The organism is Enterobacter sp. Lyrl_3, assembly GCF_051948675.1.
GTDB lineage: Bacteria > Pseudomonadota > Gammaproteobacteria > Enterobacterales > Enterobacteriaceae > Enterobacter > Enterobacter cloacae.
This window is the reverse complement of sequence record NZ_JAYJLI010000002.1, coordinates 309,267-335,636: the sequence shown is the minus strand read 5'-3', so window position 1 is coordinate 335,636 and position 26,370 is coordinate 309,267. Positions and strand designations below refer to the sequence as shown.

Sequence of the window (26,370 nt, the reverse complement as noted above, 5' to 3'; positions counted from 1 at the left end):
AACAGTATGATTTTCAATATGAATAATGACTAAGCGAAGGCTAAGCGATATATAAAATAAAACGCATTTTGGGATCGTTCTTATTCAAAAAATGAAATAAGAAAACATTGCTATGTTATTTGCGGCTTTTTATAATTTGTTACCTTTCTCTGGACGCCTTGTCATTGATCCTCAAGAAAGTTTCCGGGACCGTGTGGTCTCTTTTTTTGTTGTACGGACTCCTTAATAAAATGAAGCTTTTGAAGACAGTGCCCGCTGCACTGATGCTGGCGGGTGGCGTGTTTGCGGCTATGAGCGCAACCGCTGATGATTCCGTTTTTACTGTCATGGACGATCCCACCGCGGCGAAAAAACCTTTTGAAGGTAATTTGAACGCCGGGTACCTGGCGCAATCCGGTAACACGAAAAGCTCCTCTCTGACGGCGGATAGCACGTTGACCTGGTACGGTAACACCACCGCCTGGTCTCTGTGGGGAAACGCCAGCAACACCTCCGCTAACGATGAACGCTCCTCCGAGAAATACGCGGTAGGTGGACGTAGTCGTTACAACATGACTGACTATGACTACCTGTTTGGCCAGGCAAGCTGGCTGACTGACCGCTACAACGGCTATCGTCAACGCGATGTCTTCACCGCAGGTTATGGTCGCCAGTTCCTGAATGGTCCGGTTCATAGCTTCCGTTTCGAATTCGGTCCGGGTGTCCGTTATGACGAGTTCACCGACGGCGATACCAAAACGCAACCGCTCGGCTATGCGTCTGGCACCTACGCCTGGCAGATGACCGACAACACGAAGTTCACCCAGGGTGTGTCTGTGTTTGGCGCCGAGGACACAACGCTGAACTCTGAGACAGCGCTGAATGTGGACATCAACGAACACTTTGGCCTGAAAGTGGCCTATAACGTGACCTGGAACTCTTCGCCTCCAGAGACTGCGCCGGATCATACCGACCGCAGAACCACCGTTTCACTGGGCTATAAGATGTAATGCAGACGGGCCGATTATTTCGGCCCGTTTTTTTATTTTCAGAAACTGTGCTGTTTTATATTAAACGCCGTTTTAAAATAATTGGTCCTCAAAAATCTTCTTAATTTCTTCATAATTCATCCTGGCCAGACCGCATTCTGTTTATTTGACACAAATTGATAATAACCAGGCGAGGCAAAAGGATGAACCAGCGTTATACTCAATACACAGGCATTTATTTGCCTTGAGAAGTATTGCATGTCTTCAGAAAGAGAATAATAGTATGAAAAAAATCAAAAATACTGCTGCAGCCATGGTGCTTTCTGCACTTTCGTTTGGTGTATTCGCTGCAGATGATGCCAGTCAGGTTGGAATGACTCACGCTTCTGACGTTGAAGCCGGGTCAAACATCGCGCCGGGCGCGCCGTCTACCGGTCAATCAATGAATGACGCGTTTGATGTACATAAACTGGTAGCAGGTGAATGGTCCTGACAGGTAATTGTGTACGACATTATTCCACCTGTATTTCGCCTTGACGAAAAACAGGTGGAATATCGATAACGTGTTTTATTCTGTACGCCGTTGCGTCAAATTCCCGCTTAGCCCCAAATCATCGCCGCCCAACGCAATAGCAGCATTGCACCGCAGATGGCAATTAAGACCAGCACCATTTTCCAGTGTTTGACGGCAAATCGTTTTGTTGGCATAACCTAATCCTTGTCTGTTGATGCCTTCAGTCTATCAAAATACGCGCTGTCGGGGACAGAAGGTTATGCCACATCATCGGTTGGGCTAGAACCAATGAAATCTCTCGGCAAGGATCAACGCTAAACCGGCAGCAGAAAGTATATTCAATATCACTACGGTTCTACTGGATACATTCATGTGATGCCTCATGGCTGTGTCAGGACCTGTTCAAGAATAGCTCAACAATCGGGTATTGCGAGCTCTGGCAGGCGATCATGCCCTCATACGTTCAAACTGGTCGCAGAGGGTGCATACGCCCTGTCATTAGTGTTACCATTAGAAAGCCTGCCGTAAACCGGCATTATTCTGATTTTGGCAGGTGCAGGATGACGAGCCAATTTGACGATTGTTGGTCAGATGGTGTCGTAATCTCTTGTTAAACTATGATTATTTTCTTTGTATATGCTCTTATGTGTGGGGCATCACTGCAAATAAGGATATAAAATGCCTGTAATTACTCTTCCTGATGGCAGCCAACGCCATTTCGACCACGCCGTTAGCCCAATGGATGTTGCCCTGGACATCGGTCCTGGACTCGCGAAAGCGACCATCGCGGGCCGTGTGAACGGTGAGCTGGTTGATGCATCCGATCTGATCGAAAACGACGCGCAACTCTCTATCATCACCGCAAAAGATGAAGAAGGTCTGGAGATCATTCGTCACTCCTGTGCGCACCTGTTAGGTCATGCCATCAAACAGCTGTGGCCAAACACCAAAATGGCGATCGGCCCGGTTATCGACAACGGCTTCTACTACGACGTTGACCTTGACCACACCCTGACCCAGGAAGATATCGACGCGCTCGAGAAACGTATGCACGAGCTCGCCGAAACCAACTATGACGTCATTAAGAAAAAAGTCAGCTGGCACGAAGCGCGTGAAACCTTCGTGAAGCGTGGCGAGAGCTATAAAGTCTCTATTCTTGATGAGAACATTGCTCATGATGACAAGCCTGGCTTGTATCATCACCAGGAATACATCGACATGTGCCGCGGGCCGCACGTGCCGAACATGCGCTTCTGCCATCACTTCAAACTGATGAAAATTGCTGGCGCCTACTGGCGTGGCGATAGCAACAACAAGATGTTGCAGCGTATTTATGGTACCGCGTGGGCAGATAAAAAAGCCCTGAACGCCTACCTGCAGCGCCTGGAAGAGGCGGCGAAGCGTGACCACCGTAAAATCGGTAAACAGCTTGACCTGTACCATATGCAGGAAGAAGCACCGGGTATGGTCTTCTGGCATAACGACGGCTGGACTATTTTCCGTGAACTGGAAACCTTCGTGCGTTCCAAGCTGAAAGAGTACCAGTATCAGGAAGTGAAAGGTCCGTTCATGATGGACCGTGTGCTGTGGGAAAAAACCGGCCACTGGGACAACTACAAAGATGCGATGTTCACCACCTCTTCTGAGAACCGTGAATACTGCATCAAGCCAATGAACTGCCCGGGCCACGTTCAGATCTTTAACCAGGGTCTGAAATCTTACCGCGATCTGCCGCTGCGTATGGCAGAGTTCGGTAGCTGCCACCGTAACGAGCCATCAGGTGCGCTGCACGGTCTGATGCGTGTTCGTGGCTTTACGCAGGATGATGCGCATATCTTCTGTACTGAAGATCAGGTACGTGATGAAGTTAACGCCTGTATTCGTATGGTCTACGATATGTACAGTACCTTTGGCTTCGAGAAGATCGTGGTCAAACTCTCAACGCGTCCGGAAAAACGTATCGGTAGCGATGAGACCTGGGATCGTGCAGAAGCGGATCTCGCCGTGGCGCTGGAAGAGAACGGAATTCCGTTTGAATACCAGCTGGGTGAGGGCGCCTTCTACGGTCCGAAAATTGAATTTACCCTGTATGACTGTCTCGACAGAGCTTGGCAGTGCGGCACAGTACAGCTGGACTTCTCCCTGCCTCAGCGTTTAAGCGCCTCTTATGTTGGCGAAGACAACGAGCGTCAGGTCCCTGTAATGATTCACCGTGCTATTCTCGGTTCTCTGGAGCGCTTCATTGGCATCCTGACCGAAGAGTTCGCGGGCTTCTTCCCAACCTGGCTTGCGCCGGTGCAGGTAGTGGTCATGAACATTACCGATTCTCAGGCGGATTACGTTAAAGAATTGACGCAGAAACTACAAAATGCGGGCATTCGCGTAAAAGCAGACTTGAGAAATGAGAAGATTGGCTTTAAAATCCGCGAGCACACTTTACGTCGTGTCCCGTATATGTTGGTCTGTGGTGATAAAGAGGTGGAAGCAGGCAAAGTTGCCGTTCGCACCCGCCGTGGTAAAGACTTGGGCAGCCTGGACGTAAGTGAAGTGATTGAGAAGCTGCAACAAGAGATTCGCAGCCGCAGTCTTCAACAACTGGAGGAATAAGGTATTAAAGGCGGAAAACGAGTTCAAACGGCACGTCCGAATCGTATCAATGGCGAGATTCGCGCCCAGGAAGTTCGCTTAACAGGTCTGGAAGGCGAGCAGCTGGGGATTGTGAGTCTGAGAGAAGCAATCGAAAAAGCTGAAGAAGCTGGAGTAGATTTAGTTGAAATCAGCCCTAACGCCGAACCGCCAGTTTGTCGTATCATGGACTACGGCAAGTTCCTTTATGAAAAAAGTAAGTCTTCTAAGGAACAGAAGAAGAAGCAAAAAGTTATCCAGGTTAAGGAAATTAAATTCCGTCCTGGTACCGACGATGGCGATTATCAGGTAAAACTCCGCAGCCTGATTCGCTTTCTGGAAGATGGCGATAAGGCCAAGATCACACTGCGTTTCCGCGGTCGTGAAATGGCCCACCAACAGATTGGTATGGAAGTGCTTAACCGCGTCCGTGACGATCTGAGTGAACTGGCAGTAGTCGAATCCTTCCCTACGAAGATCGAAGGCCGCCAGATGATCATGGTGCTCGCTCCTAAGAAGAAACAGTAAGGCCTTCAAGCAGCAAAATCTGTGGAGCCTTCGGGCCTCATAGGTTTTGCTCGCCTATGTTTCGTTTATTTAACAATGCGAAGTGGAAGTTATTAAAATGCCAAAAATTAAGACCGTACGCGGTGCTGCTAAGCGCTTCAAAAAAACCGGTAAAGGTGGTTTTAAGCACAAGCACGCTAACCTGCGTCACATTCTGACTAAGAAAGCTACCAAGCGTAAACGTCACCTGCGTCCAAAAGCCATGGTTTCTAAAGGCGATCTGGGCCTGGTTATCGCGTGCCTGCCGTACGCATAAGTCGTTAACGTTTAACTTTTTTAACTTAGAATAGATACAGGAGAGCACACATGGCTCGCGTAAAACGTGGTGTAATTGCACGTGCACGTCACAAGAAAATTTTGAAACAAGCTAAAGGCTACTACGGTGCGCGTTCACGCGTATACCGCGTTGCCTTCCAGGCTGTTATCAAAGCAGGTCAGTACGCTTACCGTGACCGTCGTCAGCGTAAGCGTCAGTTCCGTCAACTGTGGATTGCGCGTATCAACGCAGCAGCACGTCAGAACGGTATTTCTTACAGCAAATTCATCAACGGCCTGAAAAAAGCCTCTGTTGAAATCGACCGTAAGATCCTGGCTGACATCGCAGTATTCGACAAAGTCGCGTTCACCGCGCTGGTCGAAAAAGCGAAAGCAGCACTGGCATAAGCCAGTTGAGAGAGGGGGCCTGGCTCCCTCTTTTCATATACCCGTCATACTTCAAGCTGTACCTGCGTTGGCTGCGTTCGTTCCGAATTATTTAGGGTATAACCTTATCAGAAGATTGACTTTTATCCGTGCAGGCTTTTCAATAAGGTCTTAACGGTTTTTACCACACAAGGTAACGCAAGCATGAATGCTGCTATTTTCCGCTTCTTCTTTTACTTTAGCACCTGACTTCAGGAGGCTAGCGCGTGAAAGATGAAACGAAAAACAGCGCCAGATAAGCCTCCCGATGGAGGCTTTTTTTGTGCCTGAATTTGAGAGAATACGTCCACCAAATCGGTGTCTGTACCGACATAATGAGGAAAATCATGTCACATCTCGCAGAGCTGGTTGCCAGTGCAACAGCCGCCATTAATCAGGCCTCAGATGTTGCCGCGTTAGACAATGTCCGCGTCGAATATTTGGGTAAGAAAGGGCATCTGACCCTTCAAATGACTACCCTGCGTGAGTTGCCGCCGGAAGAGCGCCCGGCAGCCGGTGCGGTGATAAACGAAGCCAAAGAGCAGGTTCAACAGGCTCTGAACGCGCGTAAAGCGGCGCTGGAAAGTGCCGTGCTGAATGCGCGTCTGGCGGCAGAGACGATCGATGTTTCTCTGCCTGGGCGCCGTATCGAAAACGGTGGCCTGCATCCGGTGACCCGCACCATCGATCGTATTGAAAGTTTCTTCGGTGAGCTCGGCTTTACCGTGGCGACTGGCCCGGAAATCGAAGATGATTACCATAACTTCGACGCTCTGAACATTCCAGGCCATCATCCGGCACGTGCTGACCACGACACTTTCTGGTTCGACGCCACCCGTCTGCTGCGTACTCAGACCTCCGGCGTACAGATCCGTACCATGAAGGAGCAGGAACCCCCGATCCGTATCATTGCACCGGGCCGCGTCTACCGTAACGATTACGATCAGACCCACACCCCAATGTTCCACCAGATGGAAGGGCTGATCGTTGATAAAAACATCAGCTTCACCAACCTGAAAGGCACGCTGCACGACTTCCTGAACAACTTCTTTGAGGAAGATCTGCAGGTTCGTTTCCGTCCGTCCTATTTCCCGTTCACCGAACCGTCTGCGGAAGTGGACGTGATGGGCAAAAACGGCAAATGGCTGGAAGTGCTGGGCTGCGGCATGGTGCATCCGAACGTACTGCGCAACGTGGGTATTGACCCGGAAGTTTACTCCGGCTTTGCGTTTGGGATGGGCATGGAGCGTCTGACCATGCTGCGTTATGGCGTGACCGATTTGCGTGCATTCTTCGAAAACGATCTGCGTTTCCTCAAACAGTTTAAATAAGGGCAGGACAGAACAATGAAATTCAGTGAACTGTGGTTACGCGAATGGGTAAACACCACGCTGGACAGCGAAGCGCTTTCCAACCAGATCACCATGGCGGGTCTGGAAGTTGACGGTGTAGAGCCGGTTTCTGGCGCCTTCACCGGCGTGGTTGTGGGCGAAGTGGTTGAATGTGGTCAGCATCCTAACGCTGACAAATTGCGCGTCACCAAAGTTAATGTGGGTGGCGATCGTCTGCTGGATATCGTCTGCGGCGCGCCAAACTGCCGTCAGGGCCTGAAAGTGGCCGTGGCGACTGTCGGCGCTGTGCTGCCGGGCGATTTCAAAATTAAAGCGGCCAAACTGCGCGGCGAGCCGTCTGAAGGCATGCTGTGCTCGTTCTCCGAGCTGGGTATTTCCGACGATCACAACGGCATTATTGAACTGCCGCTGGATGCGCCAATCGGCACCGATATCCGCGAATACCTGAAGCTCGATGACAACACCATCGAAATCAGCGTGACGCCAAACCGTGCGGACTGCTTAGGGATTATCGGCGTGGCTCGCGATGTTGCGGTGCTGAACCAGACCGAACTGAACGCGCCGGAGATCGTCCCGGTTGCTGCTACCATTAGCGACGTCCTGCCTATTCAGGTAGACGCGCCTGAGGCCTGCCCACGCTACCTCGGTCGTGTGGTGAAAGGTATCAACGTCAAAGCGCCAACCCCGCTGTGGATGAAAGAAAAACTGCGTCGCTGCGGTATCCGTTCTATTGATGCGGTTGTTGACGTGACCAACTATGTTCTGCTGGAACTGGGCCAGCCAATGCACGCGTTCGATAAAGATCGTATCGACGGTGGGATTATCGTGCGTATGGCAAAAGAGGGTGAAACCCTGGTTCTGCTGGACGGCAGCGAAGCAAAACTGAATGCCGACACGCTGGTGATTGCCGATCACGGTAAGGCGCTGGCGATGGGCGGGATCTTCGGTGGCGAACACTCTGGCGTGAACGATGAAACGCAAAACGTTCTGCTGGAATGTGCCTTCTTCAGCCCGCTCTCTATTACCGGTCGCGCACGTCGTCATGGTCTGCACACCGATGCCTCTCACCGCTACGAGCGCGGCGTTGACCCGGCGCTGCAGTACAAAGCGATGGAACGTGCGACCCGTCTGCTGATCGACATCTGCGGCGGCGAAGCGGGCCCGGTTATTGATGTAACCAACGAAGACACCCTGCCGAAGCGCGCGACCATTACCCTGCGTCGCAGCAAGCTGGATCGCCTGATTGGCCACCACGTTGCCGATGCACAGGTCACCGATATTCTGAAGCGTCTGGGTTGCGACGTGACGGAAGGGCAGGACGAGTGGAAAGCCGTTGCGCCGTCATGGCGTTTCGACATGGAGATTGAAGAAGATCTGGTGGAAGAAGTGGCCCGCGTCTACGGCTACAACAACATCCCTGACGAGCCGGTACAGGCCGGTCTGGTGATGGGCTCCCACCGTGAAGCCGATCTCTCCCTGAAGCGTGTGAAAACCATGCTGAACGACAAAGGTTATCAGGAAGTGATCACCTACAGCTTTGTCGATCCTAAGCTGCAGCAGCTGATCCATCCAGGCCAGGAAGCGCTGATCCTGCCAAGCCCGATCTCCAGCGAGATGTCGGCAATGCGCCTGTCTCTGTGGACCGGCCTGCTGGGCACGATTGTCTATAACCAGAATCGTCAGCAAAACCGTGTGCGAATTTTCGAAAGCGGTTTGCGCTTTGTGCCGGATAATCAGGCAAATTTAGGCATCCGTCAGGATCTCATGCTGGCTGGCGCCATCAGCGGTAATCGCTACGAAGAGCACTGGGACCTGGCAAAAGGCACGGTTGATTTCTACGATATGAAGGGCGATCTGGAAGCGATTCTCGATCTGACCGGTAAATTATCTGAAATTGAATTCCGTGCAGAAGCCATTCCGGCACTCCATCCGGGTCAAAGTGCGGCTATCTATTTAGCGGGCAAACGCATTGGTTTTATTGGCGTTGTTCATCCTGAGCTGGAACGTAAACTGGACCTGAACGGCCGTACCATCGTGTTTGAGCTGGAATGGAGTCCGGTTGCAGACCGCGTGATCCCACAGGCGCAGGCCGTCTCTCGCTTCCCGGCAAACCGCCGTGATATCGCGGTTGTGGTCGCTGAAAACGTGCCTGCAGCAGATATTTTGGCCGAGTGTAAGAAAGTTGGCGTAAATCAGGTAGTTGGCGTAAACTTATTTGACGTGTACCGCGGCAAGGGCGTAGCAGAAGGTTTCAAGAGCCTCGCTATCAGCCTTATCCTTCAGGATACCAGCCGTACACTCGAAGAAGAGGAGATTGCCGCTACCGTCGCCAAATGTGTAGAGGCATTAAAAGAGCGATTCCAGGCATCATTGAGGGATTGAACCTATGGCGCTTACAAAAGCTGAAATGTCAGAATATCTGTTTGATAAGCTTGGGCTTAGCAAACGGGATGCCAAAGAGCTGGTAGAGCTGTTTTTCGAAGAGATCCGTCGTGCTCTGGAAAATGGTGAGCAGGTAAAACTCTCCGGCTTTGGCAATTTTGATTTGCGAGACAAAAACCAACGTCCGGGCCGTAACCCGAAGACGGGGGAAGATATTCCCATTACAGCCCGCCGCGTGGTGACCTTCAGACCCGGACAGAAGTTAAAAAGCCGTGTCGAAAACGCAACGCCCAAAACAGAGTAATATGAACTAACTAAAAAGGCCGCTTTCGCGGCCTTTTTTCTTTGCTCTCGCTGGCAAACCCGCCGTAAAATCAATTACATCTCACGCTAATAAAACCGTACACATGCTTGATTTTGCCCATCGCCAACAGCGTTCCGATCGACGCCGCCTGCTTTTGCTGGTGCTGCTGCTTTTTGTTGCCGCCGGTTTCAGCCTGTGTGCCGGCGACCAGTGGCTAAGCCCGGCACGCTGGTTTGGTCCTGAAGGGCAGCTTTTCGTCTGGCAAATTCGTCTGCCGCGCACGCTGGCGGTGATCCTGGTCGGTGCCGCGCTGGCGCTCTCAGGCACCATTATGCAGGCGCTGTTTGAAAACCCTCTGGCAGAGCCGGGGCTGCTCGGTGTCTCAAATGGCGCCGGTGTAGGGCTGATTGCCGCGGTGATGCTCGGCGGTGGGGCGCTTTCCCCCTGGGGCGTTAGCCTCAGCGCCATTCTCGGGGCATTGCTGATCACCCTTATTCTCCTGCGCTTCGCACGACGCCATTTATCAACCAGTCGGCTGCTGCTTGCCGGGGTTGCGTTGGGGATCATCTGCAGCGCGTTGATGACCTGGGCGGTCTACTTCTCCACCTCGTTCGATCTGCGTCAGCTGATGTACTGGATGATGGGCGGGTTTGGCGGCGTAGACTGGCGGCAGGGCTGGCTGATGGTGCTGCTGGTCCCGGTCATACTGTGGGCGGGCGTGCAGTCGCAGCCGCTGAATATTCTCGCTCTTGGTGAAACCTCAGCCCGCCAGCTCGGGATGCCGATTGGCGTCTGGCGCAATGCGCTGGTGATTGCAATCGGCTGGCTGGTGGGAGTGAGCGTGGCGCTGGCGGGGGCGATTGGCTTTATCGGGCTGGTTATCCCGCACATGCTGCGTCTGTGTGGCATCACCGACCATCGAATCTTACTTCCCGCCTCGGCAGTGGCCGGTGCGGCAACGCTGCTGGTGGCGGATATCATCGCCAGGCTCGCCCTGAACGCCGCTGAGTTGCCCATCGGTGTGGTCACCGCCACGCTGGGCGCGCCGGTGTTTATCTGGCTACTATTAAAAGCTGGACGTTAAATCGATAACCTGAGGAAATGCTATGCAGTCTGATATTCTGAATACCGAAGTGACCACCATCGACGGGGACAAAACCACCCTGGAACGCTACAAAGGCAACGTGTTGCTCATTGTGAACGTAGCCTCCAAATGTGGTCTGACGCCGCAGTATGAGCAGCTGGAGAACATTCAGAAAGCCTGGGAGAAAGACGGCTTTACCGTACTGGGCTTCCCGTGCAATCAGTTCCTGGGTCAGGAGCCGGGCAGCGAAGAGGAGATCAAAACGTTTTGCAGCACCACCTATGGCGTGACGTTCCCGATGTTCAGCAAAATTGATGTGAATGGCGAAAATCGTCACCCGCTGTATGCCAAACTGGTGGCCGCCGCGCCGACCGCCGTGGCACCGGAAGGCAGTGGCTTTTACGAGCGTATGGCCAGCAAAGGGCGAGCACCGCTCTATCCGGACGACATCCTGTGGAATTTCGAAAAATTCCTGATTGGTCGTGACGGCCAGGTCGTTCAGCGTTTTTCTCCGGATATGACGCCTGAAGATCCTATCGTCATGGAGTCAATCAAGCTGGCGCTGGCGAAATAATGACGCAGCTGATGCAGCTCACGGACGTTGCCGAGACGGGGCGTCTGGAGCCGGTGACGGCGGCCATCCGTGCAGGTGAAATCCTGCATCTGGTGGGGCCGAACGGGGCAGGGAAGAGTACTCTGCTGGCGCGCATGGCGGGGCTGACCGTCGGGCCAGGCTCGATCACCTTGCTCGATAGCCCCCTGAGTGACTGGTCGGCGGTCGCGCTGGCGCACCGGAGGAGCTACCTTGTTCAGCAGCAGGTCCCGCCGTTTGCGATGCCGGTCTGGCACTATCTGATGCTGCATCTGCACGATAAACAGCAGACCGCGCTGCTCACCGAAGTGGCGGCAGCGTTGGGGTTAGAGGACAAACTTTCCCGGCATGCCAGCCAGCTTTCCGGTGGCGAGTGGCAGCGCGTCCGTCTGGCGGCGGTGATCCTTCAGATCCATCCGGCGGGCAACCCTCACGGGCGACTGTTGTTGCTGGACGAGCCGATGAGCGGTCTGGACGTGGCGCAACAGGCGGCGCTGGACACGCTCCTCAGCGCACTGTGTCGACAAGGCATTGCCGTGGTGATGAGCAGCCATGACCTTAACCATACGCTGCGCCATGCGCACAGCGTCTGGCTTCTGGCGCGCGGGAAGATGATTGCCAGCGGCACGCGCGATAGCGTCCTTACGCCGCCAAATCTCGCTCGTGCTTACCATATGCCGTTCCGCAGGCTGGATATCGAAGGGCATAAGATGCTGATTTCTACCGCACACGAGTAACCGTTTCTTGCCTGTTAGCGCCATTGCACGCTAAATTACGAAAAGAATAAAAAAAGCAGAGGATTCGTCTGGACATGCGATTCTGGTTTCTCATGGTGGCAGCGTTATTTCTTGCGGGATGCAGTAGCCATCGCGCACCGCCGCCTAACCCACGACTTTCAGATTCAATCACCGTGATTGCCAGCCTGAACGATCAGCTGAGCAACTGGCGCGGCACACCGTATCGCTACGGTGGCATGGGTCGCGGTGGGGTGGATTGCTCCGGCTTCGTGCTGATGACGTTCCGGGATAAGTTTGATTTGCAGCTTCCACGCGAAACGCGCAAACAGGCTGAAATCGGTACCGAAATTGATAAAGATGAGTTGTTACCCGGCGACCTGGTTTTTTTCAAAACCGGCTCGGGTGAAAGTGGTCTGCATGTTGGCATTTATGATACGGATAACCAGTTTATTCATGCCTCGACCAGTCGTGGGGTGATGCGTTCTTCGCTCGATAATGTTTACTGGCGTAAAAATTTCTGGCAGGCACGACGTATTTAGTCCGCCACCGACCACGCATTTCTGACGGTATGGCACAATTAAACCATGCCGTTTTTTTGCAAATAAGATGATTAAAGTTAAATTTACAACAAATTACTTATGTCCTTATGTGTCTGTTTTATCTAAAACTGGCTATTACGCAGCAACCAGGATAAGATTATTTTAGATTCAGGGATAAATCTGAAAATTAATACGGATCTAATGAAATTAAACTTATTAAAATCAAGACAGTGGAATTGTGTCAGCAATTGCTCCAGGATGTCCTCTCTCATCTTTAATGCGGGGCGAGTGCAATGATTATTACGTTAGATAATGCCTACCAGTCTGAGCTGTTGCTCCAGCCTGCCCGCAATAATGCCGGTGAGCTTAAAGGATTAGAGGTGACGGTTAACTTTACTGGCGTCGGCAGCGATGTACGGATCCCCACTGAACTCGTTATCCCGCGTTTGACACCGGCAGAAGAGTTAGCGCTGTTTCAAGAAAAACTGCAATTGCTTGATACCTGCAAACTGTTTTTTATTCAGCATCAGTTAATTGCATGGATCAATATTACACCTGTAATAGTTGAGTTTTTATTAAGTAATGGGAACGCTGTTTCAATACTTGAGCGTTATCCGTTTCTTGAGTTTACTGTTAATGAGAATTATCCAGGTTTAAATAACGGAAAAGACGATCCTGAACTGGCGAGAATGGCGATTCATTTTCCGCTGGTACTGGCAAACTTTGGTGCCGGTGAAGCCTCGCTTAAAGCCGTTTATGATGGTTTGTTTAAACGTGTCATTCTGGACAAAGGGTTTATCCAGCAGCACGCGGCAGCGCTTTCTTTTGAGCCCTTTATGCGCGCTATTCTGTGGCAAATAACGTCACATTGTCAGTCTGTGCTCGTCGCCGGTGTTGACGATCATGCCCTGTTGCAGCGCGTTTTATCCTTCAACTTTGGTGCCATGCAGGGGGCGCTGTGGCCTGCCGTAACTGCAGAGCGCGTCACCACGCTGGTTCAGTGATAACCCTTTCTTTCGCCCGTGTTTAAGTCCGGGTAAACCCTCTACACTAAAAGCAGGAGGACTTATGACCCTGTCTTTTACTGCGCACTGGCATGACGAGTTGCCGGGTTTTTATACCGCACTCAAACCAACACCATTACATCATTCCCGTCTTGTCTGGCATAACGATTCGCTGGCGAACGACCTGGCTATCCCACCGGAAATGTTCCAGCCTTCAGACGGCGCGGGCGTCTGGGGAGGGGAAACGCTGCTCGATGGCATGCAGCCCCTCGCTCAGGTCTATAGCGGACACCAGTTTGGCGTCTGGGCGGGACAGCTGGGGGACGGCCGTGGGATCCTGCTCGGCGAACAACAGCTCCCCGGCGGAGAGACGGTCGACTGGCACCTGAAAGGGGCGGGTCTCACACCCTATTCACGCATGGGCGACGGGCGCGCGGTACTGCGCTCAACCATCCGTGAAAGTCTGGCGTCGGAAGCGATGCATGCGCTGGGTATTCCCACCACGCGCGCGCTGACGATAGTGACCAGTGACACCCCGGTGGTCCGCGAAACGGTAGAAAAAGGCGCGATGCTGATGCGCATTGCGCAAAGCCATCTGCGTTTCGGCCATTTTGAACACTTTTATTATCGCCGCGAGCCGGAAAAAGTACGCCAGCTTGCCGATTACGCCATCCGACGGCACTGGCCGCAGTTACAGGACGAGGCCGACAAATACCACCTCTGGTTCCAGGATGTGGTTGCCCGCACGGCAATCATGATTGCCCGCTGGCAGTCCGTAGGCTTTGTTCATGGCGTGATGAATACCGACAACATGTCAATTCTGGGGCTGACCTTTGATTACGGTCCGTTTGGTTTTCTCGATGACTACCAGCCGGGGTATATCTGCAACCACTCGGACTATCAGGGGCGCTACAGCTTTGACAATCAGCCGGCGGTGGGGCTGTGGAATCTACAGCGTCTGGCGCAATCCCTGTCGCCGTTTATCGACGTTGATGCCCTGAATGATGCGCTCGACGGCTATCAGGAGACATTGCTGCGCGAATACGGCACGCTGATGCGCAACAAGCTGGGGCTGATGACGCAGGAGAAGGGCGATAACACTATTCTGAATGGCTTGTTTGCGCTCATGGCGCGTGAGGGCAGCGACTATACCCGTACCTTCCGTATGCTCGGCCAGACAGAGCAGCATAGCGCTGCCTCACCGCTGCGCGATGAGTTTATCGACCGACAGGCGTTTGACGACTGGTTTGCCACTTACCGCGCGCGCCAGCAACAAGAGCAGGTGGATGACGCGACCCGGCAGGCGCAGATGAACGCAGCGAACCCGGCGATGGTCTTGCGCAACTGGCTGGCGCAGCGGGCGATTGAGCAGGCGGAGCAAGGTGAGTATGCAGAATTACACCGGCTGCACATAGCGTTGCGCACGCCGTTTGCCGACCGGGACGACGATTATGTCAGCCGCCCGCCTGACTGGGGCAAGCGGCTGGAGGTCAGCTGCTCAAGCTAATGTTTTGGCCGGGAAGCACAGGCTTGCCCGGCCGATACGTCACTGGGCGACCCACCCGCCGTCCATATTCCACGCCGCGCCCCGCACGTGCACGGCGCTGTCGCTACATAAAAACAGCGACAGTTCGCCCAGCTGTTCTGGCGTAACAAACTCTCCTGATGGCTGTTTCTCCGCAAGCAACTGCTCGCGCGCCCGATCCGCAGGCACACCTTCTGCGATACGTTTGTCGATCTGCTGCTGAACCAGCGGCGTAAGCACCCATCCCGGGCAGATGGCGTTAGCAGTAATACCGGTGCGGGCCGTCTCCAGCGCCAGGGATTTTGTAAAACCGACCACCCCGTGCTTGGCGGCGACATAGGCTGATTTCTCTTTTGACGCCACCAGCCCATGCACGGAGGCGATATTAATGATGCGTCCCCAGTTTTTCTCGCGCATTGCAGGCAGCGCCAGTCGGCTGGTGTGAAACACCGACGACAGGTTAATGGCAATAATGTCGTTCCATTTCTCCACCGGGAACGTCTCAACCGGGGCGACATGCTGTATCCCGGCATTATTGATAAGAATATCCACTCCGCCGAACTGCGTGTCGGCGTAGCGCATCATTGCGTCGATTTGCAGGGTGTCACGCAGATCTGCATCGTGATAGCCCGGTTTTTTCCCCAGCCGGGCGATCTCTTCTCTTGCTGCGTCACTGTCGCCAAAACCGTTGAGGATCAGCTGCGCTCCGGCCTTTGCCAGTACGCGGGCGATGCCCAGACCAATCCCGCTGGTCGAGCCGGTCACCAGCGCCGTTTTACCGTTCAGATTCATTTTATTCTCCTTACACAATGCCGGTGAGATAGAACACGGCAATGACAAAAAGCACCGCCAGACTTTTGATGATCGTGATGGCGAAAATACCGCCATAGGCCTGACGATGGCTAAGACCGGTGATGGCCAGCAGCGTAATCACCGCGCCGTTATGGGGGAGTGTATCCATGCCACCGCTGGCCATAGAAGCCACCCGGTGCAGGACCTCCAGCGGAATATTCGCGGCATGGGCGGCGGCGACAAAGCTGTCTGCCATGGCCGCCAGCGCAATGCTCATCCCACCTGAAGCCGAACCGGTGATCCCGGCGAGAACGGTCACGCTGATCGCTTCATTCAGTAACGGGTTCGGAATAGCCGCCAGCGCGTGGGATAAGACCAGAAAGCCGGGCAGGGCGGCGATAACTGCACCGAAACCATATTCCGAGGCGGTATTCATCGCCGCCAGGATCGCGCCGCTCACTGCCGTCCGGCTGCCTTCCGCGAGACGTCCCCGGATGTTGCGAAAGCCAAAGATCAGTACCAGCACGATACCGGAAATCAGCGCAGCTTCCACGGCCCAGATGGCGGTGATCTTGCTGACCTCGGTCACAATCGGCTTTGCCAGTCCGGGCAGGGTCAGCTCGTGGCTGGTGCCATACCAGCCGGGGATCCAGCGGGTAAACAGCAGGTTGAGGATCCCCACCACCAGCAGGGGGGAAATCGCAATCAGCGGATGGGGAAGGTTAATGTTGTCCGGCGTTTCCGGTTCGTTTTTCAGATCCGTGCCGTAACCTTCATTGTTATTGAGCGCTTTCCGCCGCTGGCGCTCCAGCCAGAGCAGGCCAAAGCAGATAATAAACAGCGAGCCAATCAGCCCCAGCCAGGGGGCAGCCCAGGCATTAGTGCCGAAGAAGCTGGTGGGGATAATATTCTGGATCTGCGGCGTGCCGGGCAGGGCGTCCATGGTGAACGAGAACGCCCCCAGCGCCACGGTCGCCGGGATCAGCCGTTTGGGGATCCCGCTCTGGCGAAACAGTTCGGCGGCGAAAGGATAAACGGCAAACGCCACCACAAAGAGCGACACGCCGCCGTAGGTTAACAGCGCGCAGACCAGCACAATCACCGGAATGGCGTGGCGGCGGCCAAGGATTTGAATCGCTGCGGCAACAATGGAGCGTGAGAAGCCGGAGAGTTCAATCAGCTTGCCAAACACGGCGCCCAGCAGGAACACCGGGAAGTAGAGCTTGACGAAGCCCACCATCTTTTCCATAAACAGGCCGGTAAACGTCGGGCCGACAGCGCCCGGGTCGGTTAACAGCACGGCACCCAGCGCCGCAATGGGCGCAAAAAGAATAACGCTATATCCGCGATAGGCCGCCAGCATCAGCAGCGCCAGCGCCGCCAGGGCAATTAACACACTCATTGCGACTCCTTACTGTTGTTATATTCGGGTACTCACGAGAGGTTTAACGCTCGACGGTCAGCGCAATGCCTTGCCCGCCGCCTATGCACAGAGTGACCAGCCCTTTTTTGGCGTCACGGCGCTGCATTTCATGCAGCAGCGTCACAAGGATCCGACAGCCGGATGCACCAATCGGATGGCCCAGCGCGATAGCGCCACCGTTAACATTCACCTTGCGCGCATCCCAGCCAAGCAGGTTACCAACCGCCAGCGCCTGCGCGGCAAAAGCTTCGTTGGCTTCGATGAGATCCACCTCATCCAGCGTCCAGCCTGCCCGCGCCAGCGCGGTCTGGCAGGCGCTGACGGGGCCGATGCCCATTACGGACGGGTCGACCCCGGTAACGGCGTAGCTCACGATCCTGCCCAGCACCGGTAGTCCGCTCGCCCGCGCTTTTTCTTCGCTCATCAGCAACACCGCGGCGGCGCCATCGTTCAGGGTGGAGGCATTCCCCGCCGTGACCGTGCCGTCCTCCTGGCGAAACGCGGGGCGCAGTTGCGCAAGCTGCTCTGCGGTGGTTCCTGGCCGGGGTTGTTCGTCATGACGAATCACCAATGGCGGCTTCTTGCCCTGTTTCACCGTTACCGGGGTAATCTCGGCCTCAAAGCGAGCAGATTCGATGGCAGACGCCGCCTTTTGTTGTGACCCGGCGGCGAAGGCATCCTGCTGCTCGCGTGAAATGCCGTGCTGCCGGGCGACGTTTTCCGCAGTGATCCCCATGTGGTAATCGTTAAACGCATCCCACAGGCCGTCGACGATCATGCTGTCCTGCAGGCCCGTGTGGCCAAAACGCAGCCCGGAACGGGCGCCATCCAGCAGGTAAGGGGCATTGCTCATGCTCTCCTGACCGCCCGCGATCACCACCTCTGCGTCTCCACAGCGGATAGCCTGTGCCGCAAGCTGTACCGCCTTCAGCCCCGCGCCGCAGACCAGATTGACCGTGGTGGCAGGGGTACTGACGGGCAGCCCGGCGGCGATAGCCGTCTGACGAGCCGGGTTTTGTCCGCAGCCTGCCGTCAGCACCTGCCCAAAAATCAGTTCGTCTGTGTCACCTGCCGAAAGCGAGCTCTCCTCAAGCAGGCGGCGCACCGCGACAGCACCAAGTTCAACGGCGGAAAGGGGAGAGAGCGAACCGCGAAAACTGCCAATTGGCGTTCGCGTTGCCCCGACTATCATGACGTTTTTCATGTTGAGTCCTCAGCTAAAGCGCATTTCGCGAACGTCGTCCGCCACGATGATTTTTCCGGCAGTTTTGCTGACGATCTCGTCAATGCCGACGCCGGGGGCGTATTCACGCAGAATGAACGCACCGTCTTTAATTTCCAGCAGGGCCAGGTCGGTTAACACCCGGCGGATGCAGCCCACGCCGGTGAGCGGTAGCGTGCAGCGCGACAGCAGTTTGGACTCACCGCTCTTCGACGCGTGGGTCATCACGACAATGATGTTCTGCGCCCCGGCGACAAGATCCATGGCGCCGCCCATGCCTTTCACCATCTTTCCGGGGATCATCCACGAGGTGATGTTGCCTTCCACGTCCACCTCAAACGCCCCGAGCACCGTGAGGTCGACGTGACCCCCCCGGATCATGGCGAAGGACTGGGCCGAGTCGAAAATGGCGGCACCGGTTCGTGCGGTAACGGTCTGCTTACCAGCGTTAATCATGTCGGCATCAAGGCTCTGCGCATCGGGAAATTCCCCCATCCCCAGCAGTCCGTTTTCTGACTGGAGCATCACGTCCATGCCGGCCGGGATGTAGTTCGCCACCAGCGTCGGGATACCGATCCCCAGGTTGACGTAGTAACCGTCGCGCAGCTCGCGGGCGACGCGCATGGCCATCTGTTCGCGGGTTAACATGGTCAGACTCCCTCTGCGCGCAGCGTGCGCTGTTCAATGCGTTTCTCAAACTGGCCGACAATCAGCCTGTCGACGTAAATTCCCGGGGTGTGAATGGCGGACGGCGGCAGCTCACCCGGCGGGACAATCTCTTCCACCTCCACCACGGTTATCCGTCCTGCGGTGGCCATTAGCGGGTTGAAATTTTGCGCGGTGTGGCGGTAGATGACGTTGCCGTACCAGTCCGCTTTCCAGCCTTTGATCAGCGCAAAATCGCCTGTAATGGCCTCTTCAAGGATGTAGTGCTTACCGGCAAACTGACGTACCTCTTTCCCGGCGGCCACGGGCGTGCCATAGCCGGTGGCCGTGTAAAATGCCGGAATACCGGCCCCGCCCGCGCGCACCTTTTCGGCCAGCGTGCCCTGGGGCGTCAGCTCAACCTCCAGCTCGCCGCTCAGCACCTGCTGTTCGAACAGCGCGTTCTCGCCGACGTAAGACGCCACCACCTTCCGCACCTGGCGCGTCTCCAGCAGCAGCCCGAGCCCGAAACCATCCACGCCGCAGTTGTTCGATACCACCGTCAGGCCCTGCACCTGACGGCGTTTGACTTCCGCAATCAGATTTTCAGGAATACCGCACAGGCCAAAGCCGCCCGCCAGCAATGTCATCCCGTCCGCCAGCCCCTCCAGCGCCTGCGCATAGCTGCCGACGCGTTTATCCAGTCCTGCCATAGCCATCCCTCCTGTTGTCCGTGGCGGTATCATTGGGGGCGACGACTCTTTTGTTAATTTTGAATTTGTGACTCACTCATTTGGTTTTTTTATTAATTTCCTGTTAACTAAATTTTTTCAATTAGTTAACAGGATGAAAAATGAGAATGAGTGTCAAACAGTTACGCGCGTTTTTAGCGGTAGCTCACACTCTCAATTTTGCGCACGCCAGCGAACGGTTAAATCTTTCTCAGCCTGCCCTCAGCCTGACGATTAAAGGGCTGGAGGATGCGCTGGGGGGCCCGCTGCTGCAGCGAAGCACGCGTAAGGTCACCCTGACGCAGGAGGGCGAAACCTTTTTACCGATGGCGCGGCAGCTGCTGGCTGACTGGGATAACGTGGAAGAGGCAATGCACCAGTGCTTTACGTTGCAGCGCGGCAAAATCTCGGTCGCGGCCATGCCGTCGTTTGCGGCTAACGTCCTGCCGGAGGTGCTGAAAGCGTTTCGCGATCGCCATGCCGGGATCAACGTCACCGTGCATGATGTCATCAACGAACAGGTGATTGAGATGGTGCGGGAAGGGCGGGTCGAGATGGGGATCGCCTTTGAACCAGCGCCGACGCATAACCTGCTGTTTACGCCGCTGGGCCTCGACCGGTTTGTCGCCATTGTGCCGAAAGCGTCCCCCCTTGCGGTGAAAAAACGCCTTTCCTGGAATGAACTGCTGACGCTGGATTTCATTACCCTGCAGCGCCCCTCGGCGGTGCGCCTGATGATGGAAGAGGAGCTGGCCCGTAGCGGCCGCAAGCTGGAGGTGGCGCTGGAGAGCCATCAGCTTGTGACGGTAGGAAGGATGGTCGCCAGCGGGCTGGGCGGCAGTGCCGTACCGGCGCTGTGCGAGGCGCAGATGACATCGCTGGGTGCGGTCTGCATTCCGCTGGACAGCCCGCCGATAGAAAAATGTATCGGGGTGATCCATCCAGGGCACACGCAGCTCTCAAAAGCGGCGCATGCCCTGCTGGAAACCCTGAAAGATTTTTATCAGCCCGATCAGGGGGCGAGAAATACCTGAGGTGCAGCATGAGCCGGGTGTCGGCCAACCTGCACCTGCGCGCCGTACCAGCGCGTCAGCGTATCGGCCTGCAGAACCGCCTCCGGGGCCCCCTGAGCGACCATTTTGCCGTTATGTAACAGCAGGATCCGATCCGCCCACAGCGCCGCCAGATTGAGATCGTGCAGCACCACACAGACATGCAAATGCCCCCGACGGGTCAGGGAAGAGAGCAGGCGCAGCAGATGCTGCTGGTGGTAAAGATCCAGCGCGGACGTGGGTTCATCCAGAAACAGCCAGCCGCGCGGCGCACCGTCGCACCAGAGCTGTGCCAGCACGCGGGCGAGTTGGACGCGTTGCTGCTCCCCGCCGGAGAGCGCCGCAAACTGCCTGCCCGCCAGCGGTAAACAGCCGGAGATAGCCATCACCTCCTCAATCACCGACGCCTCAGGGCGTCGCGTCCACGGCGCTCGCCCCATCCCGATCACCGCTTCTACCGGCCAGTCGAATCCGAGCTGGGTATTCTGGCGCATGACCGCCCGGTAGCGGGAGAGTCTGTCCGGCGGCCAGGCCGTAAGCGGCGTTCCCGCCAGACTGCACCGTCCGCTCGCGGGTTTGAGATAGCCGGTAAGCAGGCGTAACAAGGTCGATTTCCCGGCACCGTTGGGGCCAATCAACGCCACCAGTTCGCCCTGAGAGAGGGTCAGCGACACGTCGTCGATCAGCGTCCGTTGCCCGGCGTGAAAGACAATATTTTCCGCACAGTAGCGTTCAGCCATGCGCACCTCCGCGACGAAAGATAAGCCACAGGAACCACGGCGCACCGAGAAGACTGGTCAATAAACCGACCGGCATTTCCGCCGGGGCGACCAGGGTACGTGCCAGCGTATCGGCAGCCAGCAACAGTAACGCACCGGCCAGTACTGAGCCGGGGATCACCGCCCGGTGGTCGGCCCCCAGCCACATGCGCACCAGGTGTGGCACCACAAGGCCAACAAAGCCGATGACACCGCTGACGGCCACCGCGGCGGCCACCAGCAGGGCGCTGCACAGCAGCAGGAGCCGCTGTACAACGGCCACCTCCACCCCAAGGTAGTGCGCCTCTTCCTCGCCAAGCTGCAGCAAATTAAGTGCGCCAGCCAGGCGCCAGATAACCAGCACGGTGGGAACCATCAACGAACAGACGGCCAGCAGCGTTGACCACTGGGCCTGGCCGAGGCTGCCCATGCCCCAGAGTGAGAGCTGGCGAAGCTGGGCATCATTACTGAGCCATGACAGCACGCCGACGGCCGCCCCGCACAGGGCATTGATGGCAATCCCCACCAGCAGCAGTCGCGACAGGGAACTGTCACGCTGCCGGCTGAGCAGGAAAATGACGAATGTCGCGGCCAGCGCGCCGAGAAACGCCGCCATCATCGGGGCGTACAGCATCACCAGCGCGGGCAGCGAGAGCGGAAGAACCACCCACAGCGCGACGGCGAGTGCTGCGCCGCTGCTGATCCCCAGCAGGCCCGGGTCGGCCAGCGGGTTACGAAACAGTCCCTGCATCACGCAGCCCGCCAGCGCCAGCGAACCGCCGATCGCCAGCGCCAGCAGCACGCGGGGCAGGCGGATTGTCAGCCAGATCTGACGCAGCGCGTCGTCGCTGCCGCTCCACAGCAGGCTGACCGGCAGGCGCAACGCGCCCACACCGCTGGCCGCCAGCGTCATGACGGCCAGCAGCGCGGCCAGCAACCACAATGCCAGTACGGCGCGTCGGGACATCAGGGCAGTTGCTCCGCTTTACGGCGTAACTGCTGGATGGCCTGTGGCGTTCGCACGCTAAAGCCCAGCAGCGCCATATCGTCGATGGCCAGCATCTGCCGGTGACGTCCCGCTGGAGTTTGCGCCAGACCGGGCAGTTGCCACACCGCATCCGCCCCACCCAGAGCGTTCACGCCATCCTGCGAGATCACCACCAGGTCGGGCTGACTGGCGATAACGCCTTCCTGAGACAGCGGCTGATAGCGAGTGAAGCCCTGCATCGCGTTCTGCAGCCCTGCCGCACGAATGGCAGCATCCGCCGCGGTCTGTTGCCCGGCGGCCATCGCGGTCATCCCGCCGTGGTTGAGAATAAACAGCACCCGTTTATTGAGCGGTGACACGGGAAGCGCCGCCAGCGCCTGACGCAGCGAGTTGCGCAGGGTTTTCCCTTCTGCCTCGCGGTGCGTCGCCTCAGCGATAACCCGAACCTTTTCATCGATAACGTTGAGGTCATTGCCTGCCGGAACGGTGATCACCCTGACGTGACTCTGCTCTACCTGTTTTAACGCCAGAGACGGCTGTGCCTGTGCACTGGCCAGCACCAGCGTGGGGCGCATGGACAAAATGCCTTCGGCATTTAGCTGGCGCAGATAGCCCACGTCCGGCAGCGTGTTCGCCGCCTGTGGCCACTGGCTGGTGCTGTCGCGTGCCACCAGCGAAGACGCAGCGCCGAGCGCATAGACAATCTCGGTAACGTCGCCGCCGAGCGCGACGATTTTCTCCTGCGGCGCAGCAAATGCCAGCAGCGGCAGGGCGCTGATCAGGGCAAGCCATTTTTTCATGCGGCCAGCCCTTTTGCCGTTAAGGCGTCGATCTGGCTGCGCCACTGACTCTGCTCGGGTTCGCCTTCGCTCCGCTGGCCGTACAGCTGGGCAATCTGCGTGCCGTCGGCGGCAAACAGCTCCAGGCTGGTGACATGTCCGTCAGCCGTCGGTTTGCGCGTGACCCAGGATTCGGCGATGGCGCCTTCCAGCAGATGCAGGGTAAAAGCCGGGTTGAAGATGTTCAGCCAGCCCTTCATCGGCATCAGTTTTTCCACCACGCCGGTGAAGATCTGCACGCAGCCGCGGTTGCCGACGAAAATCATGATTTCGTTCCCGTCCTGGCGCGCCGTTTCCAGCAGCTGGGCCAGCGCGGTGTTGTCGACCCTGCAGGCCAGATCGTCGCCCACCAGGCGAAACGCCTGTTGACGGCTGAGGTTGTGGCGCTTGAGCAGGCTGAAGAACTGATGCACGTCGGTCATGGCACGCCACTCTGTGTCCACGAGCGAGGCGTCCGGGTTTTCAGCGTGAGCCGGGACATCGGCCGTTTTCAACGCCAGCGGCGGATTCCCGGCAAAGATAAAGCGGGTGAGCAGATCGCCCCAGGCGGTGAGGTCGGTGTTATCCGTGGCGTAAACCTTCAGCAGGGCGTCGCCCTGGTGGTTGAAGAACTGAATGCTCTGCCGCTCACCGCGGGCGGTGGCCTCGCTGATGTGAAATACGCTCGCCCACTGGTTAAGGAACAGGCGCAGATCCAGCGCGCGCGGGTTGAGGATCAGCCCGGCGTGGCCGCTCAGGTGTTGATGGGTAAAGGCGCCGACCTGCTCGTGAACGGCGTAGTCGTTGCGGCAGATGCATTTGGTTTCGCCCACCGCTTCCAGCGCGGCCAGGATCTCGCGGGCATCACCGCGCAGGCGCCAGGCGTCATGGCCCACACGGGCGAAGGTCAGCTCGGCTTCGCTGATGTTCATTAAACCTGCAATGTCGCGCGCATACTTACCCGGATTTTCTTCTTTTAGCTCAAGCCAGCGTGTGTAGTGATTCATTGTCTTTTCCTCTCAAAGCATTGCCCCGGCCAGCCGGGGCGGGGATTACCATTGATAACTGACGAAAATCTTCCCGTTTCGGCCATCCTGCGGAATGCCCTGTGGCGACCAGTATTGTTTGTCGAAGGCGTTGCCCAGCACCAGCGTCGTGGTGACGCCTTTAAGCTGCGCCTGGCCGGTGTAGCTCACGTAGAAATCGTTAACTGCGTAGCCGGGTTGCTCGCTGTAGCTGCTGCTGATGTGCGTTGAGCGATCGACAAAGGTGCCGATCCAGCCGACGGAGAAGCCGCTTTGTGCCAGCGGAATATCCAGCTTGCTGGTGACGGTATCCGGGTTGATGCTGGAAATATACTCGCCCGTGTCGGTATCTTTTCCGCGCGTGCGGTTATAGGCGAGGTCGAGGTTGAACAGGTCGGCGGAGTATTTCGCCATCACGTCCCAGCCCCAGATTTTGGCGTTCGGGACGTTATATGACATGGTGGTCGCCGCCGCAAAATTGACGGTGGTGGAGATGTAGTCTTTGGCGTTGGTATCGAAATAGCTGGCTTTAAACTCCAGCGCATCGTTGGTCAGCATCAGATCATCAAAGCGCAGACCAAAACCATACTCCTGCGTTTCGTTGGTTTCCGGGCGCAGATTGGGGTTGGGCACCCAGTAGTTGGTATAGAAGCGGCCAATGGAGAAGTGTTTGGCGTCGTTATACATTTCGCCCATGGTTGGCGCGCGGAACGCCTGCGCGTAAGAGCCGAACAGCATCAGCCAGTCTGTCGGGCTGAGGGTTAACCCGGCGCGGGAGGACCACTTATCGGCATCCACATCCTTGTAGCCGTCGCTGCTGCCGCGGTAGTTGTCGTAGCGCGTGCCGCCAAGAAGGGTCACGGGGAGGTCGCGCAGGGTGATTTCATCCTGCAGCCAGCCGGAGCTGAAATCGATTTGTGCCTGCGGAAAGCCCGTTGTTGCCCCGCCCGGGCGTTGCTCCTGACGATAATACTCACCGCCGTAGGTCAGCAGGTGCGACGCAAAGGAATCGCTGAACAGACGGGTGCGGTTCTCCACTTTGCCGCCTTTGGTGGTCTGTTTGCGAAACTCACCGCTGCCGTCGATGTTCTGGGCGTTGATACGTGCTTCGGACCAGTAAATTTTCGCGTCGGCGTTCAGCCAGTCGTTACCCTGTGGGGCAAGGTGATAGCCGAGCTGTGCGTCACGCTGGATGGTGGAGCGGTCGGTCAGCGGGTTACTGCTGCTGTCTGCTGCACTGGTTTGCGGGTTTTTCGGCTCCTGTGCGGCGTTATTGTAATAGCGCAGGGAGCCGCTCAGGCTCTGGGCCGCGTCGATTTTCCAGCTGCCCTTCGCCAGCATGTTCTGAATGGATTCGTCGTTCGGGGCGGTGGTGCCGTCACTCTGGCGCAGATCGCCACGATCCCGGCTAGACCAGGAGAGCAGCCCGTCCAGAGTATCGGTGCGGCCATAGGCGCTGGCCCCCATGCCGATGCTGTGATCGCCCGTCGCACCGGTAGCGAACACCCGATAGCCGCTGTTTTTACCCGGCTCCAGCAGATCTTTGGCATCGACGGTGTCATAGGCAATCACACCGCCCAGCGCGCCACTGCCGTATAGCAGGGCCGACGGACCGCGCACCACTTCGATACGTTTAATCAGCGCCGGATCGAGGAACGTGCTGTTCAGGTGGCCGGTGTCGGTTCCCTGGCGCACGCCGTCAACCAGTACCAACACGCCGCGACGGTCATAACCGCGCAGGTTAACGTCCTGGCCGTTGGTGCGTCCGGTGCCATCGAGCGTCAGGCCGGGGACGTTACGCAGCAGGTCGGCTGCCGAGCTGGCAGTTTGTTTATCCGGTGTGCTGGCGTCAATCACGCTCACCATCATGGGGGCTTCGAAGGCGCTACGGGCGTTACCCGTTGCGGTCACGGTCATTTCATCTGTGGTAGCAAACGCGACGCCCGGCAGGGTGCTGACAATCGCCAGCGCCAGAAGTGACGGACGTAAAGGCGCGGAAGGCAGGTGTGGCATAGCAACTCTCCATTAAGAATTGAAAGCGC

General features: G+C 56.5%; 29 protein-coding genes and 1 other annotated feature. Of the genes, 17 read left to right on the top strand and 12 right to left on the bottom strand.

Annotation, left to right across the window (positions count from 1 at the left end; all coding sequences use genetic code 11):
* Window positions 1-230 precede the first annotated feature (230 nt).
* Together VF709_RS06825 and VF709_RS06820 are read left to right on the top strand one after the other, a co-directional pair.
* Window positions 231-989: a DUF481 domain-containing protein gene (locus VF709_RS06825; protein WP_013097007.1), complete on the top strand. Its 759-nt coding sequence runs from the start codon at window positions 231-233 to the stop codon at window positions 987-989.
* 262 nt (window positions 990-1,251) lie between these two features.
* On the top strand, window positions 1,252-1,461 hold the full coding sequence (locus VF709_RS06820) for a hypothetical protein (protein WP_023620708.1): 210 nt from the start codon (window positions 1,252-1,254) through the stop codon (window positions 1,459-1,461).
* A gap of 107 nt (window positions 1,462-1,568) precedes the next feature.
* Here VF709_RS06820 and yniD read toward each other — a convergent pair whose 3' ends face one another.
* Window positions 1,569-1,676 (bottom strand): small membrane protein YniD, encoded by a 108-nt coding sequence (yniD, locus tag VF709_RS06815; RefSeq protein ID WP_008500658.1) that lies wholly within the window; start codon window positions 1,674-1,676, stop codon window positions 1,569-1,571.
* 85 nt (window positions 1,677-1,761) lie between these two features.
* Complete coding sequence (yncL, locus tag VF709_RS06810; RefSeq protein WP_023620707.1) at window positions 1,762-1,854, bottom strand: stress response membrane protein YncL; 93 nt, start codon at window positions 1,852-1,854, stop codon at window positions 1,762-1,764.
* Window positions 1,855-2,160: 306 nt separating this feature from the next.
* Between yncL and thrS the strand changes: the two genes are divergently transcribed.
* The 14 genes from thrS to selO all read left to right on the top strand — a co-directional run bounded on the left by thrS (window position 2,161) and on the right by selO (window position 14,856).
* Entirely contained in the window at window positions 2,161-4,089 is a 1,929-nt protein-coding gene (gene thrS, locus VF709_RS06805; RefSeq protein WP_013097005.1) for a threonine--tRNA ligase, read from the top strand.
* Window positions 4,090-4,092: 3 nt separating this feature from the next.
* On the top strand, window positions 4,093-4,635 hold the full coding sequence (infC, locus tag VF709_RS06800; protein WP_023616141.1) for a translation initiation factor IF-3: 543 nt from the start codon (window positions 4,093-4,095) through the stop codon (window positions 4,633-4,635).
* Window positions 4,636-4,732: 97 nt separating this feature from the next.
* The gene (rpmI, locus tag VF709_RS06795) at window positions 4,733-4,930 is read left to right on the top strand and encodes a 50S ribosomal protein L35 (RefSeq protein ID WP_001124225.1); all 198 of its coding nucleotides are present in this window, start codon (window positions 4,733-4,735) and stop codon (window positions 4,928-4,930) included.
* 50 nt (window positions 4,931-4,980) lie between these two features.
* Window positions 4,981-5,337, top strand: a complete 357-nt coding sequence (gene rplT, locus VF709_RS06790; protein ID WP_000124850.1) for a 50S ribosomal protein L20 — start codon at window positions 4,981-4,983, stop codon at window positions 5,335-5,337.
* Between the two features lie 178 nt (window positions 5,338-5,515).
* Window positions 5,516-5,640, top strand: a sequence feature (Phe leader region).
* On the top strand, window positions 5,521-5,565 hold the full coding sequence (gene pheM, locus VF709_RS06785; RefSeq protein ID WP_001386830.1) for a pheST operon leader peptide PheM: 45 nt from the start codon (window positions 5,521-5,523) through the stop codon (window positions 5,563-5,565). (Overlaps the previous feature by 45 nt.)
* A 62-nt stretch (window positions 5,641-5,702) precedes the next feature.
* On the top strand, window positions 5,703-6,686 hold the full coding sequence (gene pheS / locus VF709_RS06780) for a phenylalanine--tRNA ligase subunit alpha (protein ID WP_013097003.1): 984 nt from the start codon (window positions 5,703-5,705) through the stop codon (window positions 6,684-6,686).
* Window positions 6,687-6,701: 15 nt separating this feature from the next.
* On the top strand, window positions 6,702-9,089 hold the full coding sequence (gene pheT / locus VF709_RS06775) for a phenylalanine--tRNA ligase subunit beta (RefSeq protein WP_149896470.1): 2,388 nt from the start codon (window positions 6,702-6,704) through the stop codon (window positions 9,087-9,089).
* 4 nt (window positions 9,090-9,093) lie between these two features.
* A complete protein-coding gene (gene ihfA / locus VF709_RS06770; RefSeq protein ID WP_013097001.1) occupies window positions 9,094-9,393 on the top strand; it encodes an integration host factor subunit alpha in 300 nt (99 codons plus the stop codon).
* Between the two features lie 103 nt (window positions 9,394-9,496).
* Complete coding sequence (gene btuC / locus VF709_RS06765; RefSeq protein WP_038419164.1) at window positions 9,497-10,477, top strand: vitamin B12 ABC transporter permease BtuC; 981 nt, start codon at window positions 9,497-9,499, stop codon at window positions 10,475-10,477.
* A gap of 22 nt (window positions 10,478-10,499) precedes the next feature.
* Window positions 10,500-11,051 (top strand): glutathione peroxidase, encoded by a 552-nt coding sequence (locus VF709_RS06760; protein ID WP_020688363.1) that lies wholly within the window; start codon window positions 10,500-10,502, stop codon window positions 11,049-11,051.
* Entirely contained in the window at window positions 11,051-11,806 is a 756-nt protein-coding gene (gene btuD, locus VF709_RS06755; RefSeq protein WP_013096997.1) for a vitamin B12 ABC transporter ATP-binding protein BtuD, read from the top strand. Before VF709_RS06760 ends, btuD begins: the two co-directional genes overlap by 1 nt.
* Before the next feature lie 74 nt (window positions 11,807-11,880).
* On the top strand, window positions 11,881-12,345 hold the full coding sequence (locus VF709_RS06750) for an NlpC/P60 family protein (RefSeq protein ID WP_440231171.1): 465 nt from the start codon (window positions 11,881-11,883) through the stop codon (window positions 12,343-12,345).
* A gap of 293 nt (window positions 12,346-12,638) precedes the next feature.
* Window positions 12,639-13,349 carry an EAL domain-containing protein gene (locus VF709_RS06745; RefSeq protein WP_149896469.1) on the top strand — a complete coding sequence of 237 codons (711 nt, stop codon included), beginning with the start codon at window positions 12,639-12,641 and terminating at the stop codon, window positions 13,347-13,349.
* 64 nt (window positions 13,350-13,413) lie between these two features.
* On the top strand, window positions 13,414-14,856 hold the full coding sequence (gene selO, locus VF709_RS06740) for a protein adenylyltransferase SelO (protein WP_149896468.1): 1,443 nt from the start codon (window positions 13,414-13,416) through the stop codon (window positions 14,854-14,856).
* A 39-nt stretch (window positions 14,857-14,895) separates the two neighbouring features.
* Here the strand turns inward: selO and VF709_RS06735 are convergent, their stop codons facing one another.
* The 5 genes from VF709_RS06735 to VF709_RS06715 are packed head-to-tail and all read right to left on the bottom strand — an operon-like array spanning window position 14,896 to window position 19,669.
* A complete protein-coding gene (locus VF709_RS06735) occupies window positions 14,896-15,666 on the bottom strand; it encodes a 3-hydroxybutyrate dehydrogenase (protein ID WP_040019690.1) in 771 nt (256 codons plus the stop codon).
* Window positions 15,667-15,676: 10 nt separating this feature from the next.
* A complete protein-coding gene (locus tag VF709_RS06730) occupies window positions 15,677-17,068 on the bottom strand; it encodes a GntP family permease (protein ID WP_013096992.1) in 1,392 nt (463 codons plus the stop codon).
* 43 nt (window positions 17,069-17,111) lie between these two features.
* Window positions 17,112-18,293 carry an acetyl-CoA C-acetyltransferase gene (locus VF709_RS06725; protein WP_023620699.1) on the bottom strand — a complete coding sequence of 394 codons (1,182 nt, stop codon included), beginning with the start codon at window positions 18,291-18,293 and terminating at the stop codon, window positions 17,112-17,114.
* 9 nt (window positions 18,294-18,302) lie between these two features.
* Entirely contained in the window at window positions 18,303-18,959 is a 657-nt protein-coding gene (locus VF709_RS06720; RefSeq protein WP_440231169.1) for a 3-oxoacid CoA-transferase subunit B, read from the bottom strand.
* A 2-nt stretch (window positions 18,960-18,961) separates the two neighbouring features.
* Window positions 18,962-19,669, bottom strand: a complete 708-nt coding sequence (locus VF709_RS06715) for a CoA transferase subunit A (protein ID WP_013096989.1) — start codon at window positions 19,667-19,669, stop codon at window positions 18,962-18,964.
* Window positions 19,670-19,809: 140 nt separating this feature from the next.
* Here VF709_RS06715 and VF709_RS06710 point away from each other — a divergent pair, with 140 nt between their 5' ends.
* A complete protein-coding gene (locus tag VF709_RS06710) occupies window positions 19,810-20,721 on the top strand; it encodes a LysR family transcriptional regulator (protein WP_013096988.1) in 912 nt (303 codons plus the stop codon).
* Here the strand turns inward: VF709_RS06710 and VF709_RS06705 are convergent.
* The 5 genes from VF709_RS06705 to VF709_RS06685 are packed head-to-tail and all read right to left on the bottom strand — an operon-like array spanning window position 20,700 to window position 26,341.
* Window positions 20,700-21,479, bottom strand: coding sequence for a heme ABC transporter ATP-binding protein (locus VF709_RS06705; protein ID WP_058651493.1), 780 nt, complete (start codon window positions 21,477-21,479; stop codon window positions 20,700-20,702). The two genes, VF709_RS06710 and VF709_RS06705, sit on opposite strands and share 22 nt — an antisense overlap.
* The gene (locus tag VF709_RS06700; RefSeq protein ID WP_023620696.1) at window positions 21,472-22,464 is read right to left on the bottom strand and encodes a FecCD family ABC transporter permease; all 993 of its coding nucleotides are present in this window, start codon (window positions 22,462-22,464) and stop codon (window positions 21,472-21,474) included. The genes VF709_RS06705 and VF709_RS06700 overlap by 8 nt, the downstream gene beginning before the upstream one ends.
* Complete coding sequence (locus VF709_RS06695) at window positions 22,464-23,285, bottom strand: heme/hemin ABC transporter substrate-binding protein (protein ID WP_058661021.1); 822 nt, start codon at window positions 23,283-23,285, stop codon at window positions 22,464-22,466. Before VF709_RS06695 ends, VF709_RS06700 begins: the two co-directional genes overlap by 1 nt.
* A complete protein-coding gene (chuS, locus tag VF709_RS06690) occupies window positions 23,282-24,310 on the bottom strand; it encodes a hematinate-forming heme oxygenase ChuS (RefSeq protein WP_149896465.1) in 1,029 nt (342 codons plus the stop codon). Before chuS ends, VF709_RS06695 begins: the two co-directional genes overlap by 4 nt.
* A gap of 45 nt (window positions 24,311-24,355) precedes the next feature.
* On the bottom strand, window positions 24,356-26,341 hold the full coding sequence (locus VF709_RS06685; protein ID WP_149896464.1) for a TonB-dependent hemoglobin/transferrin/lactoferrin family receptor: 1,986 nt from the start codon (window positions 26,339-26,341) through the stop codon (window positions 24,356-24,358).
* Window positions 26,342-26,370: the final 29 nt, after the last annotated feature.